This window comes from Actinophytocola sp. KF-1, assembly GCF_054661535.1.
This window is the reverse complement of record NZ_BAAFVK010000009.1, coordinates 168,380-182,957: the sequence shown is the minus strand read 5'-3', so window position 1 is coordinate 182,957 and position 14,578 is coordinate 168,380. Positions and strand designations below refer to the sequence as shown.

Below are 14,578 nucleotides of genomic sequence, written 5' to 3'. Positions count from 1 at the left end.
CCCCGGCCGCGCCCGATCGTTGCGGTCCGATCCGATCATTCGAGCACGCGGCCCGAAGAGCGGCACCACCGCACGCATGGACGTGGCTCGCCGCCTCTGCTACACGTGGACGGGTCGCTACATGGGGGGTGGCCGATGTCAGCAGCGGAGCGCAGGCACGTCGGATCGTCGGCGCCGCGGCGGGAGGACGCGCGGCTCATCACCGGGCGGGGGCGGTTCGTCGGCGGGGTGCGGCCGCCGGGCTCGGCGCACGCCGTGGTGCTGCGCAGCGACGTGCCCCACGGACGTGTGCGTGGTTACGACCTCGAGAAGGTGCGTGCCGCTGCCGGCGTCGTGGACGTCATCACCCTCGACGACGCGCGCGGCATGGCGCTGCCGTGCGCCGGCCTCGGACCCGATCGGCCGACCTGCTACCCGGTGCTGGACGACACGGTGCGCTACGTCGGGCAGCCGACCGCGGTGGTGGTCGCCGAGACCGAGGCGGCCGCGCACGCCGCCGCCGCCCTGCTCGACGTCGACATCGAGCCCTTGCCCGCGGTGGTGGGCCTCGACACGGCGATGGCACCGGAGGCCACCCTGCTCTACCCCGAGTGGGGGACCAACGTGGGCACCGACTTCCCGCTCGGTGACGTCTCGGCGGCGACCGCGACCGCCGACCATGTCGTGGCGATGACGTTCCGGCTCGCGCGGGTCGCGCCACGGCCGATCGAGCCGCGTGGCGTGGTCGCCGACTACGACGGCGAGACACTGACCGTCCGGACGGGCACCCAGGCACCGCACTACGCGCGTGACCACCTGGCCGCGGCGCTCGGGCTGCCGGTCAACGCGGTGCGGGTACACGGGTGTGACATCGGCGGCGGGTTCGGGGCCAAGGAACACGTCTACCCGGACGAGGTGCTGATCTGCCTGGCCGCGGTCCGGCTGCGCAGGCCCGTCCGCTGGGACGAGGCACCCGGCGACCACCTGCTCGCCACGTTGCACGCACGCGACGCCGTCCACCGCGGCCGCCTCGCGCTGGACGCGGACGGCCGGTTCGTCGCGCTCCACTGCGACATCGTCGGCGACCTCGGGGCCCACGCGTCGAACGCCGGTCCCGGCCCGCTCGCGGTGTCGGCGTTGATGTCGGCAGGCCCGTACCGGTTCGACGCGGTGGGCGCGCGCGTGCGCGGCGTGGTCACCACCACCGCCCCGACCGGGTCGTACCGGGGTTTCGGCCAGCCGGAGGTCACCTGGACGCGCGAACGGCTCATCGACGAGGCCGCCCGCCTGCTCGGCGTGGACCCGGTCGACCTGCGGCTGCGCAACATGCTCGACCCGCACGAGGCGCCGGTCATGGCGGCCATGGGACAGACGTACGACTCCGGTGACTACGCCGCCGTCCTGCGGACGCTGCGCGACCAGGTGCGGAGCGAGCACGCCGACGACGGGCGCCGGCGTGGCGTCGGGTTCTCCTGCCACGTCGAGATGACCGGGGTGGGGCCGTCCGCGCTGATGAAGGACGACGGCTACATGGCGGGCGGCTTCGAGAACGCGGTCGTGCGCATGGAACCGGACGCCTCCGTCGTCGTCCACACCGGACTGACCGGGATGGGGCAGGGCATCGAGACCACGCTCGCCCAGCTGGCCGCGGACGAGCTGGGGGTGCCGCTGGACCGCGTCCGGATCGTGCTGGGGGACACCGAGGGCACCCCGTACTCGCCGATCGGCTCGATCGCCAGCCGATCCCTCGCGGTCGGCGGTGGGGCGCTCGTCCACGCCGCGACCGCCGTGCGCGACAAGCTGTTCGCGATCGCCGCGCACCGCCTCGAGGTCGCGGCCGGCGACCTGGAGATCGCGGACGGCACCGTCCGGGTCCAGGGCGTGCCGGGCGCCTCGGTCGATCTCGCCGACCTCGCGACGTCGGCGTGGCGTGGCTGGGACCTGCCGGCCGGGGTGCCGCCGGGCCTGGAGGAGCAGGCCACCTACGACCCGCCCGCCTACGTGTACTCCGCCGGCGCGCACGCCGCGGCCGTGGCGGTCGACCCGGCGACCGGCGCCGTCGAGATCGAGGGGTACTGGGTGGTCAACGACTCCGGCGTCCTGGTCAACCCGGCCATCGTGGACGGGCAGATCCGCGGGGGAGTGGTGCAGGGCATCGGCATGGCGCTCCACGAGCAGGTCGGCTACGCACCGGACGGCCGGCCCGTCGCCGGGTACCACCTGCCCACCGCCCGGGAGGCGCCGAACATCGGCGTCGTCCACCGGCAGACGCCGTCCCCCGTGACACCGGGCGGGACGAAGGGGGCCGGCGAGTCCGGGACCATCAGCGCACCCGCCGCCGTGGGCAACGCGATCGCCGCCGCCCTGCCCGAGATCGCCGACCGCGTCACCGCCACCCCGCTCACACCGCAGGTCCTGCGCCGGGCACTGGCCGGCCGCTGAGGGGTCAGGCGCCCGTGACGCCGTCGATGCCCTCCCGCAGGAAGTCGGCGTGGCCGTTGTGCCGGGCGTACTCGTGGATCAGGTGCAGCATCACCAGGCGCAGCGACACGTCGGCGTCCCAGCGCGGGTTGTACGCGGTGACGTCCAGCGACTCGGCCTCCCGCTCGATCCGCCGGGAGTGCTCGACCTCGGCCTCCCACGCGGCGAACGCCTCGGCACGCGTGCTGCCCGACGCGTCGTACGCGACCTGGTAGTCGCCGTCGGGCGACCACACCAGCGGCAGGTCCTCGCCGTTGATCACCTTGCGGAACCACGTGCGCTCGACCTCCGCCATGTGCCGCACCAGGCCCAGAAGGGTCAAAGTGGACGGTGGCATGGACCGCTTCCGCAGGTCCTCATCGGACAGATCGGCGCACTTCATCGCCAGTGTGGCGCGGTGGAAGTCGAGGAAGGCGCGGAGCGTCTCGCGCTCGCCGCCGGTCAACGGTGGTTCGGGACGGGTCACGTGCGGACATGCTACGGGGGCCGGTGCGCGCACCGGCCCCCGCATCACCATCCCCTGGTCATCCCGCGGGTGTGAACTCCACCCAGTTCAGGTTGACCAACCCTGTGGCAGGCCCGCCCGTGACGGAGCGGAACACGAGGTAGAGCCGGTGCCCGCCCGCCGGTTGCGACACCGGAACGGACTGGCTCGCCCACGCGTTGTTCCCGCTCGTCGCGGCCAGCGTCGCCGTGGTGACCAGCGGCCCGGCCGGCGAGTCGAGCCGCAGCTCCACCGCCGCCCTCGGCTGGCCGGCCGTCGCGGCCGACCCACCCGAGTACCGGAACGTCACCGCCGTCGCGTCGCCCAGGTTGATCGGGTCGAACGCGATGAGGTCACCGTTGTCGATGGAGCCGAGCTGCTGCCCGCCGCCCGTGTCGGAGGTGTTCGCGATCTCGACGCCCTGCCGCACCTGGGCGAACTCCGCCTGCTGGCGCGGCGTCTGGATCACCGTCTGCCCGATCGTCGTCAGCGGCGGCTGGCCGCCACCACCGAGGTCGGAGTACTGCGCGCTGATCCCGCCGTACAGGTAACCGCCCGCGTGGTCGGCGCCGTCCTCCGGGCTCGGCAGCACACCGGTGCAGCCCGTCGTCGACGCGTCACCGTGGCCGTGGCTGTCGTGCCCGAGCACGAACGTCACGGTCACCCGCGAGCAGTCGATCGTGCCGTCCTCGGGGTCGGTGACCGTCACCTCGAACGGGACGTCGTCGCCCCAGTCGAAGAACGATCCCGCCACCGGCGACGTCACCGTGACCGTCGGCGCCGTGTTGCCGACCGTGATCACCCTGGTCAGCACCGCGGTCTTGCCGGAGGAGTCCGTCACCGTCAGCTTCGCGGTGTAGGTCCCGTTGGTCGTGTACGTGTGGGACGTGACCGGGTCCGCCGAGTCGACGGTCCCGTCGTTGGTGAAGTCCCACGCGTACGAGATCGACTCACCGGGGTCCGGGTCGCTGCTGCCCGAGGCGTCGAACGACACGGTCAGCGGCGCCTGGCCCGACGTCGGCGAGGCGTTCAGGACCGCGACCGGCGACCGCGTGCCCTTCACGTACCGGATCACCGACAGCTGCGCGTCCGGGTTGGGGCGGAAGAACCCGTCGCCGTACTCCAGCACGTACAGGCTGCCGTCCGGCCCGAACTCCATCTCCATCGGGTTGTCGAACACGAACCCGGGCAGGAACTGCTCGACACCGGTCAGGTTGCCCTTGCCGTCGGTGCGCATCATGAACAGCTTGTCCCGCGTGAACTCCCCGAACACCACCGAGTCGTGGTAGTACTCCGGGAACTTCGTCTCCGACGCGTTCTCGCTGTCGTAGGAGTAGATGGGACCACCGTGCGGCCCGACACCACCGGTGCCGATGACCGGCCACTTGAAGTCGCACGCCGTCGGCGGGTTGTCCAGATAGGACCCGGCGCACGGCGTCCGCGCCTCGTAGGTGTACCAGAACTGCGCCTGCTGCACCGGTGGCAGCACCCGCAGGCCCGTGTTGTGCCGCGAGTCGTTCACCGGCGCGCCGCAGTTGAACGCCGACCCCGACGTCTTCGTGTCGAAGTCGTAGTCGAAGTACGGCAGGCTCGGCGAGACGCACAGGGGCCAGCCCCAGTTGCCCGCCTTGTTCGTGCTGAACCAGCGGCCCGTGCCCTCCGGTCCCCGGGTGGGGTTCGAGGTGCGCGAGTCGGGGGAGTAGTCCGCCACGTACACCCGGCCGGCGGGGTCCACGTCGAACCGGAACGGGTTGCGCAGGCCCATCAGGAAGATCTCGGGACGGGTCTTGTTCTCGTAGTCGGTGGACTCCGGGAACAGGTTGCCGCTCGGGATCGTGTAGGTCCCGTTGGCCCGCACCTTGATCCGCAGCAGCTTGCCCCGCAGGTCGTTGGTGTTGGCCGACGAACGGCGCGCGTCCAGCCCCGGTGCCGCGTTCGGGCCGTCGTTGATCGGCGTGAAGCCGTCCGACCCGCCCGCGTTGGTGTCGTCACCGGTGATCAGGAACAGGTTGCCCTTGCCGTCGAACTTGACCTTGCCCGCGACGTGGCAGCAGATGCCGCGGTCGACGGGCACGCGCAGGATCTGCTGTTCGGTGGCCATGTCCAGCCGCGGGTTCTCCCCGTCGACGAACTTCACCCGCGACAGCTGGTTGTAGCCCTTGAACTTCTCCCACACCGTCGGGTCCGTGCTGGACAGCGGCGCGTCGCCCTCGTTGACGCCCGGCGTCGACGGGTCGTCGACCGGGGTGTTCAACCTGGGCGAGTAGTAGATGTAGACCCACTTGTTGGTCGCGAACTCCGGGTCGATCGCGAGGGTCTGCAGACCGTCCTCGTCGTGGCTGTAGACGGGGATGGTGTTGATGACCGGGCTCGCGCCGGAGGCGGGGTCGTACAGCCGGACCTCGCCGCCGCGGGTGTTGTGCAGCACCCGCCCGTCCGGCAGGACGGCCAGCGACATCGGCTCGCCGGGCTCGTCGTTGAGCGTGACCTTCTCGTAGTTGCCGAGCACGGTCGCGCCGCAGTCGCCCTCGACGACACCGGCGGCCCACTGGATGCCGCCCAGCAGGTGCTTGCGCACGCCCGCGTTGCGGTAGGACTCGATCGAGTGGCCGAGGCCGGTGTACCAGCTCCGGCCGCCGACGTGGTCCTGGCACCAGGCGACCGGGTGGTCGAAGCCCATGGCACCACCGGTGAACGACTTCTCGTCGGCCGTGGCGAGCACGTGCTGCTTGCCACGCACGTTGGCCGCGAAGTTGTACCACTCCTCGGTCAGCGTGAGCGTCCTCGGCACGGTCTCGGTGGACGGGTGCGCCCGGTCGGCGACGGCCACGGTGCCGCGGCCGGTGCTCGCGACGCCGGACACCCTGGTGCCGACGAGGTTCTGGTAGAACGCCCAGTCCGGCTCGGTCTCGGCGGCCGCGTGGACGCCGACGTAGCCGCCGCCCGCGCGGATGTAGCCCTCGAACGCGCTCTCCTGTGCGGAGTTCAGCACGTTGCCGGTGGTGTTGAGGAACACGACCGCGCGGAACCGCGCCAGGTTGGCCTCGGTGAACGCGCCGGCGTCCTGGGTCGCCGTGACCTGGAAACCGTTGGCGGCGGCCAGGGTCCTGATGGTCTCGACACCGTCCTTGATGGACGGACGCCGTTCGCCGTCGGTCTTCGTGAAGACCAGCACCCGGTAGCTCTCGGGTGCGCGGGCGTCGGAGCGGAGCGCGGCCGGGCCGTTCTCGGCACCGGTCGAGGTGGGGACGTCCCCGGTCGCGGGCGCCGCCGCGACCGGGGTGGCGCCGGGCACGGCGAGTGCCGCGGCGGCGACGAAGCTGGTCGCACCGGCGAGCCACCGGCGTCTTCGGGAAACTGCCATGGTTCCCTCCAGGCGTCTACTCGGGATCAGTGCTTCTTGTAGATCGTCAGCTCGGACATGTTGGTGTAGCTCAGGTCGGCGAAGCTCAGGGACTGGCCGGGGTTGGCGGCGCCGCCGGGCGCGGTGTCCTGCTCCCAGTTGGCGTGGTGGAAGTCCTGCTCGCCGATGGTCTGGAAGAACTGCTGGAAGTTGATGTCACCCTCGCCGAGCGGCACCATGTCGTACCCGTTGCCGACGGCCGGGTTCTTGTTGCCGTCCTTGGCGTGGAACAGCGGGAACCGGGTGGTGCGCGGCGCGACGGTCAGGATCGGGTCGAACAGGTCCGTCTTCTGGTTGCCGCGCGGGTCGGTGTAGGTCTGGTGCTTGAACCGGGCGACGTAGGCCCAGAACACGTCCATCTCGAAGAACACGTACCGCGGGTCGGTCTTCTCGAAGAAGTACTCCAGGCGGCGGACACCCGACGAACGCGTCGGCCTGCCGTTGGCGTCGAGCGGGCCGGAGTCCAGCAGGAAGCTGTAGGCGACGTCGTGGTTGTGCGTGTAGAGGCGCAGACCGCGGGCGCGGGCCCGCTCACCCAGCTCGTTCCACGTGTCGGCGGCGGCGTCCCAGTCCGCCTTGTACGCGCTGCTCGTCGGGTCGCTGCCGGTGCCGATGTTGCGCATGCCCAGCTCTTCGGCGATGTCCATCTGCTGCTCGAACGTGGCCGGGTTGATCTGGGTGTGCGTGCCGTTGGCGACCAGGCCGTTGTCGTCGAGGATCTTGCGGATCTCGCGCGGCGTGATCTGGCGGCCGAGGATCGAGGTGTGCTGGTTGTACCCGGCGAACTCGATCTCGGAGTAGCCGATCTCGGCGAGCCGGGCGAGCACGCGCTCGAAGCCGTACGGGATGCCGCTGTCGTCGGGGGCAGCGGAGATCCGGTCGCGGACGCTGTAGAGGATGATGCCCCGGTTGCGGCTCGGGATGAGCGGCTCGACGTGCAGTCCCTTGCGGTGCCCGTTCTTGTGGCCCTCGTCGGCGAGGGCGGGGGTGCCGGTCGCGAGGACCGGCAGCCCGGCGGCACCCAGGACCGCGGCCGCGCCGGCCGAGGCCTTGAACACGTCACGCCGGGTGAACCGGGACGTACGTCTGTCGTGCTTGTCGCTCATGGGGAGGATCACCTTTCTGCGGGCAGGGCTCAGCCAGGGCAAAGGGAGGAAGGGGGCGCTGAGCCCGCGTGAACGGACGTCCTGTGGAGACCGGTGTGTGAGCTGCTTGTGACAGCTGCGTGAAGACTTCGGCGTGAAGTATCGCACGCTTTCTGCGAATACGTGCATACTTTCGTTGATCAACAGCAAAAGTACCTTGCTTGATCAAACAAGAACACGTTCTTGTGTTGCGGCGGCCTCCGGCGGAAGCTGGACGCATGGACCTCGTCGTGCTGGAAGAGATCAAGCGCCTCAAGTACCGCTACCTCCGCTGCGTCGACACCAAGGACTGGGAGGGGCTCGCCGACACGCTGTGCGTGGACGCCACCGCGGACTACGGAACCCCGGTCCGCGGCGGCCCGCTGCACTTCGACGGCAGGGCGCCGCTCGTCGCGTTCCTCCGCGAGAACCTCGGCGCGGGCATGGTCACCACGCATTTCGCCACCCATCCGGAGATCGCGGTCGACGGCGGGGAGGCGACCGGGCGGTGGGCGTTCCAGGACACCGTGATCGCCGTGGCGCACCGCGTGGTGATCACGGGCGCCGCGTTCTACGAGGACCGGTACCGCCTTGACGACGACGGCCGCTGGCGCATCGCGCACACCGGCTACGAGCGGACCTACGAGGCGGTGTTCTCCCTCGACGACATGCCGAGCTTCCGGCTGACCGCCAATCGCTGGCCGGTGGAACAGGTTGCAACCTGAGAAGGTTGACGATTGAACGACCGCTCCGGCCGGTAGTCGATCGACCACCGCCGGTGGCAGTTTCGCGCCCTCCGGGCGTGGTAGCCCTGCCGGGACGACCCGCGAACCGAGGAGGGGCGATGCCGGAGCCGGACCTGGACGAGGTGGACCGCAAGATCAAGGAAGCCAAGGAGTACGCCCGCGAGGTGAGGCAACCGGAGACGGAGACCGACGAAACCGCACCTCCGGAGCCGCTCCACGAGCACACCGAGGAAGGCTTCACGCCGTCCTGATCGCCGGGTATTTGGCTACCCGTCGGACTATTGCGTCCGTTTGACGTAACTTTGCATGTCCTCGACCGACTTTCGTTGACCGTCTACAAAAGTGGTCCTACGGTTCGTAACGCGGCTGTGACCCCCTGCATCCAGCCCTTCGGGAGAAGACATGCGCCGGTCCATCGGTGGGCTTTTTGCTGCCCTCGTCACCTTCACCAGTCTCGCGGTCCTGCCCGGCTCCGCGTCGGCGGCCGCCGTGCCGCCCCAGGAGCCCGGCGTCACGCTCCGGGTCTACGACCTCCAGACAGAACTGTCCAAGCTCTGCACGCTGAAAGCGGGGCAGACGCCCAACGTCGACAAGCTCATGCCGACCATCAACTGGAGCGGCACCGAGTTCGGCGTCGCGGACTTCTTCCAGTCCGAGGTCATCGGCAACATCAACATCGCCACCGCCGGCACGTACGCCTTCCGCATCACCAGCGACGACGGGTCGCGCCTGCGCATCGACGGCTCGACCGTCGTCAACCACGACGGGCTGCACGCGCCGACGTCCGCCGAGGGCTCGGTCGCCCTCACCACCGGCTACCACGCCCTGCGCATCGACCACTTCGACAACGCGGGCGGCCAGCAGATCACCCTCGAGTGGCGCCCACCGGGCGCGTCCGCGTACACGGTCGTGCCGAACAGCGTCCTGTCCACCGACGCGGGCGTCGTGCGGGTGACCGCGCCGGGCCGCAAGGAGTGCGAGGCAGGCGGCGACTCACCAGGTGACGGGCTCCCGCTGACCGGCGTGCACCCCGGCTACACGCTCACCAACCTGCGGCCCGCCGGGTTCGAGCCGCAGGTGTCGGCCATGGACTGGCTGCCGGACGGCCGCCTCGCCATCGCGACCTGGGGTGGCTCGGACAACGAGCTCGGCGAGGTCTACCTGCTGAGCGGCGTCACCGGCAACACCGACCCGTCCCGCGTCACCCGCCAGCGCATCGCGTCCGGGCTCAAGGAGCCGATGGGCATCAAGTACGTCGACGGCAAGCTGTACGTCTCGGAAAAAGACGGACTCACCGAGCTGAACGACACCAACGGCGACGGGGTCACCGACAACTACCGCACGATCGCGACCTGGCCGTTCGGCGGCAACTTCCACGAGTTCGCGTTCGGGCTGCTGTACCGGGACGGCTTCTTCTACCTGAACCTGTCGGTCGCCATCAACCTCGGCGGCGCCACCACCGACCCGCAGCCGGCGCCCAACCGCGGCACCACCATCAAGGTCAACAAGGCCACCGGTGCGGTGTCCTATGTGGCCGGCGGGCTGCGCACGCCGCACGGCATCGGCTGGGGGCCCGACGGTGACGTGTTCGTCACCGACAACCAGGGCGGCTGGCTGCCGTCGTCGAAGCTGCTGCACATCAAGCAGGACCGGTTCTTCAACCACTACATGAACCCCGACGGCCCGTTCGACGACCGGCCGGTCACCCAGCCGGTGCTGTGGTTGCCGCAGAACGAGATCGCGAACTCGCCGAGCAACCCCGTGCAGCTCACCACCGGTCCGTTCGCCGGTCAGCTCGTGTTCGGGGACGTCACCTACGGCGGCCTGCAGCGCGGGTACCTGGAGAAGGTCAACGGCGAGTACCAGGGCGCGGTCTTCCGCATGACGCAGGGGCTCGAGGCCGGGGTGAGCCGGATCAGCCTCGGTCCCGACGGCGCCATCTACACCGGTGGGATCGGCGCGGGCGGCAACTGGGGCCAGCCCGGCAAGCTGTCGTACGGGCTGCAGAAGCTCACGCCGAACGGCACCACCGCGTTCGACATCCTCGCCATGCGCGCGGTCGACGGCGGTTTCGAGCTGGAGTACACGCAACCGCTGTCCGCCGCGACGGTCCAGGACCTGGTGGCGAAGTACCAGGTGCGGCAGTGGCGGTACGTGCCGACCGCGGCCTACGGCGGGCCGAAGGTCGACGAGCGGACCCTCACCGTCACCTCGGCGACCCCGTCCGCGGACCGCAGGAAGGTGACGCTGAAGATCTCCGGGCTGCTGGCGGGGCACGTGGTGCACGTGCGGTCGCCCCGGCCGTTCGCGGCCGAGTCCGGCGCGTCGCTGTGGAGCACCGAGGCCTGGTACACGCTGAACGCGCTGGCGGGCACGGCCGGGCGGGCCACCGACTACGAGGCCGAGACCGCGGGCCTGTCCGGTGGCGCGTCCGTGAACACCGACCACACCGGCTACTCCGGCACCGGTTTCGTCGACGGGTACTGGAACGCGGGCGCCACCACGTCGTTCGCCGTCAGCGCCGCGGCGGCGGGCACGCACACGCTCGCGCTGCGGTACTCCAACGGCCCGAACCCGTTCGCGGGCACCAAGACCGTGAGCCTGTACGTCAACGGCGCCAAGGTGAAGCAGGTGCCGCTGGCGAGCACGGGCAACTGGGACACGTGGGCCACCCACACGGAGCCGGTGACGCTGAACGCGGGCACCAACACGGTGGTCTACCGCTACGACACGGGCGACAGTGGCAACGTGAACCTCGACAAGCTCACCGTCGCGCCCGGGCAGCGGATCGTGCTGTTCGACGGCACGAACCTGAACGCGTGGGAGGCCCGCGCCGGCGGCGCGGCGACGTGGCCGGTCTCGGGCGGCTCGATGGAGTCGCTCGGCGGCGACATCCGCACCCGCCAGAAGTTCGGCGACTTCCGCCTGCACGTCGAGTGGTACGAGCCGCAGTACCCGCCGGAGGTGACCGGGCAGGCGCGCGGCAACAGCGGCGTGTTCCTGCAGGAACGGTACGAGGTGCAGGTGCTGGAGTCGTTCGGCAAGCCGCCGGCGATCAACGAGGCGGGCTCGATCTACAACAAGCGCGCCCCGAGCACCAACGCCGCGACCGCGTCCGGCACGTGGCAGACCTACGACATCACGTTCCGCGCCGCCCGGTTCGACAGCGCGGGCACCAAGGTCGCGAACGCCCGGGTCACGGTCGTGTGGAACGGCGTGCTGGTGCACAACGACGTGGAGGTCGACGGCGGTACCGGCGACAGCCTCCCGGAGGACGCGACCCCACAGTCGATCCGCCTGCAGGACCACGGCGACGCGGGCGCCAACCCCCGCTTCCGCAACATCTGGATCGAGCCGCTGTCGTAGCGCCTCGACCTCGGCCGCGGGCCGCTGTCCTGAACGGCGCGTTCATGTCGCCCGGTGACCTGAACGCGCCGTTCAGGACATGCCGGGTGTCCTGGACGCGCCTGTCCGGGCACCACGCCGGAACAACGTCGGATTGATCACGGAAGGCGGCCGCCACACACCGGCGGCCTGCTCGTAGGCGTGGGCGTAGCCGACCAGTTCCGGCTCACTCCACGCCGATCCGAGCAGGGCGATGGCGAACGGCCGCCGATTCGCGGCCAGGTAACCGGCCGGCACACTGACCGACGGGTACCCGGACTTCGCGCCGATGCTCGCGCCGCCCGCCCCCGCGAACAGCAGCGCCGTGACGTCGTGGCCGGCCATGATCCCGTCGAGCCGATCGCGGCTCTCGACCAGGTCCCGCGCCCGGTCGGCGTCGTGCCGCGCGGTGTCGGCACTGCCGGGGGACAGGTCCATCGCCTGCGCCGCCAGCGCACGGGCCTGCCCGAACTTCAACGCGACGCCGGCGTGTGCCTCGTTGTGGGCGATCACGTCGGCCAGCGTGCGGACCGGCGCGCCGGCGGGCAGGCGCGCGAGGTACGCGTTCAGGTCGCGCTTGAACTCGTAGTTCAGCACGGTCGAGTCGAAGCCCTCGTCGGTGTCGAGGTCGACCTCGACCAGCGTGGCGCCCTGCTCCCGCAGCACGGCCACCGCGGCGTCCCACAGCACGCGGCTGTCCGTCGTGCCGGGCGGGACCTGGTCGCGCACCACCCCGATCCTGGCGCCCCGCAGGGCATCGGCGCGGAGGTCACGGGTGAAGTCGTGGTCCGCGAGGGGGTTGGCGGCCGTCGCGGCGTCCTCGGGGTCGACGCCGGTCAGCGCGGTGAGCAGGCGGGCCGCGTCGGCGACGGTCCTCGTCATCGGCCCGGCCGTGTCCTGGCCGGCGGCGATCGGCACGACCCCGGTGCGGCTGACGAGCCCGACCGTCGGCTTGATGCCCACGACCGAGTTCGACGCGGCGGGGGACAGGATCGAGCCGGACGTCTCCGTGCCGACCGTGAGCGGCGCGTACCCCATGGCGGCGGCCACGGCGGAGCCGGAGCTGGAGCCGCTCGGCGACTCGGCGGTGTCGTACGGGTTGAGCACCTGGCCGCCGAGCGAGCTGTACCCACCGGGCATGCCGTCGGCCAGGAAGTTCGCGAACTCGGTCAGGTTGGTCTTGCCCAGCACCACCGCGCCCGCCGCCCGCAGGCCGGTGACCAGCGTGGCGTCGGCCGCCGGGTACGACGCCGCCAGCGCCACCGAGCCCGCGGTGGTCGGCATGCCCGCGACGTCGACGTTGTCCTTGAGCAGCACGGGAACGCCGAGCAGCGGCCGGTCCCGCACACCGCGGGCGCGGGCCTCGTCGGCGGCCCGCGCCTCGTCCGCGGCGGCCGGGTTCAGCGCGCGGATCGCGCCCACGGCGCCGTCCAGCGCGGCGATGCGGTCGGTGCAGGCCCGGACGAGGTCCGCGCTCGTGACGTGCCCGTCGGCGAGCAGCCGCAGCAGCCGGGCGACGGTCACGGTCTCGAGGTCGATGGCGTGGGTGGTCGGCACCCCGACGAGGGTGGCCAAGTTCCCGCCGCGTGACAAGGAGGTTGTAACAACGGGCGGGGCCGGTGCGATGATCTGAGTGACCCTGCGGTGCTGGCGGACCCCCGACCTGGCAGCACCGCAGGGTTTTCCCATGTCCGGGCCCGTTCAGCGGCCCGGCAGCGTCAGGTGCGCGACCCCGGTCTCCACGTGGTCGAGCGCGGCGCCCGCCCGGTGCAGCACGGCCAGCATCGGGGCGTTGTCGTGCTCGGTGACCGCGACTGTCGGCCGCCCGTCCGGCGCGGTCGCCAGCAGCCTGCGCAGCAGCACCGAGCCGATGCCCCTGCGCTGCCACGCGTCCTCGACGAGCAGCGCGACCTCCGAGTCGTCGCCGTCGTGCATCAGGTTGCCCATCGCGACGAGGTCGCCGTCCGGGTGGGCGACGACCAGGGTGCGGCCGTGCCTGCGGTTCACCATCCTCGTCAGGTCGGCGGCGGTGGGCCGGGCGCCGCCGCCGAGGTACCGCAGCCGCCGCGACCGCCTGCTGCACCGGAAGTGCATGGCCAGCAACGCGGGCACGTCGTCGGCGGACGCCTGGCGCACGGTCAGCTCCTCGCCCGACGCGAGCAGCAGCGCGGAGTGCTGCGCCCGCAGCCAGCGCGCGAACTCGCCGTCCAGGTCGAGCAGGGCGTGCACGCGCGCGTACTCGGCCGGGGTGAACGCCGGGCCCGGCCGCGTCACCGTCAGCACGCCGCCCTCCGGGTCGCGCAACCGCATGGTCGCGCCGTCCGGCCCGTCCGTGGGTTCGCCGTCGGGGTCCCAGCGCAGCGCGCACTCGCCGACGAGCGTGCGGACGGACCGGGCGAGGTCGACGCCGTCGGTGACGTCCTCGGTGATCATCGTGAGGATCCGGGTGGGGATGTCGACCAGGTCGTGGGTGTCGGCCGCGGTCACGGTGACGTCCCGCCCGCCGCCGAGCCCGACCGCGCCGGCGATCTCGGCCGCCGGCGCCGGGGACTCGACGAGGAACTCGTCGACCACGCCGTCCGGTACCGGGTGTACCTGCACGGACAGGATGTTCACGTCCCGGCTCGCCAGCCCGGCCGCGAGACCGGCGAGACTGCCCGGGGTGTCGCGGACCGTGGCGCGCACCCGCCAGGTGGTGGTGTCCGACCTGGGCTCCGGCTCCGGCTCCGGTGCGCGGGCTGGGCGCGGGCGGTGCCGGACCCGGTGGTGCACCACGGCGCACACCAGGAGCAGCACGGCCAGCGCGGTGAGCACGACGACGCCGCGGGAGACGTGTGCGACCGAGTTGGCGAACAGGTCGGCCGCCGCGACGGCGAGGAAGAGGGCGGCGAGCTCGACGAGCTCGTGCGTCCAGGAGCTGGGTCTGGCACTCATGCCGTCCAGGTTCGCCGCCGCCCTTTGCCCGGGCGGGGCGTGG

At 71.4% G+C, this 14,578-nt stretch carries 9 protein-coding genes; 4 read left to right on the top strand and 5 right to left on the bottom strand.

What is annotated here, in order from left to right:
* Positions 1–135 precede the first annotated feature (135 nt).
* Complete coding sequence (locus ACYQ77_RS27015; protein WP_459716109.1) at positions 136–2,421, top strand: xanthine dehydrogenase family protein molybdopterin-binding subunit; 2,286 nt, start codon at positions 136–138, stop codon at positions 2,419–2,421.
* Positions 2,422–2,425: 4 nt separating this feature from the next.
* Here the strand turns inward: ACYQ77_RS27015 and ACYQ77_RS27010 are convergent, their stop codons facing one another.
* The 3 genes from ACYQ77_RS27010 to ACYQ77_RS27000 are packed head-to-tail and all read right to left on the bottom strand — an operon-like array spanning position 2,426 to position 7,453.
* The gene (locus tag ACYQ77_RS27010; protein ID WP_459716108.1) at positions 2,426–2,971 is read right to left on the bottom strand and encodes a DinB family protein; all 546 of its coding nucleotides are present in this window, start codon (positions 2,969–2,971) and stop codon (positions 2,426–2,428) included.
* A 13-nt stretch (positions 2,972–2,984) separates the two neighbouring features.
* A complete protein-coding gene (locus ACYQ77_RS27005) occupies positions 2,985–6,308 on the bottom strand; it encodes a ThuA domain-containing protein (protein WP_459716106.1) in 3,324 nt (1,107 codons plus the stop codon).
* Between the two features lie 26 nt (positions 6,309–6,334).
* Positions 6,335–7,453, bottom strand: a complete 1,119-nt coding sequence (locus ACYQ77_RS27000; RefSeq protein ID WP_459716104.1) for a sugar phosphate isomerase/epimerase family protein — start codon at positions 7,451–7,453, stop codon at positions 6,335–6,337.
* A 257-nt stretch (positions 7,454–7,710) separates the two neighbouring features.
* Here ACYQ77_RS27000 and ACYQ77_RS26995 point away from each other — a divergent pair, with 257 nt between their 5' ends.
* From ACYQ77_RS26995 to ACYQ77_RS26985, 3 genes are all read left to right on the top strand, one after another.
* On the top strand, positions 7,711–8,196 hold the full coding sequence (locus ACYQ77_RS26995; protein WP_459716103.1) for a nuclear transport factor 2 family protein: 486 nt from the start codon (positions 7,711–7,713) through the stop codon (positions 8,194–8,196).
* 119 nt (positions 8,197–8,315) lie between these two features.
* A complete protein-coding gene (locus tag ACYQ77_RS26990; RefSeq protein WP_459716101.1) occupies positions 8,316–8,468 on the top strand; it encodes a hypothetical protein in 153 nt (50 codons plus the stop codon).
* A 151-nt stretch (positions 8,469–8,619) separates the two neighbouring features.
* Positions 8,620–11,583: a family 16 glycoside hydrolase gene (locus tag ACYQ77_RS26985; RefSeq protein WP_459716100.1), complete on the top strand. Its 2,964-nt coding sequence runs from the start codon at positions 8,620–8,622 to the stop codon at positions 11,581–11,583.
* Positions 11,584–11,655: 72 nt separating this feature from the next.
* Here the strand turns inward: ACYQ77_RS26985 and ACYQ77_RS26980 are convergent, their stop codons facing one another.
* Positions 11,656–13,158 (bottom strand): amidase family protein, encoded by a 1,503-nt coding sequence (locus ACYQ77_RS26980; protein WP_459716099.1) that lies wholly within the window; start codon positions 13,156–13,158, stop codon positions 11,656–11,658.
* Positions 13,159–13,302: 144 nt separating this feature from the next.
* Positions 13,303–14,535, bottom strand: a complete 1,233-nt coding sequence (locus ACYQ77_RS26975) for a GNAT family N-acetyltransferase (protein ID WP_459716097.1) — start codon at positions 14,533–14,535, stop codon at positions 13,303–13,305.
* Between the last annotated feature and the right edge of the window lie 43 nt (positions 14,536–14,578).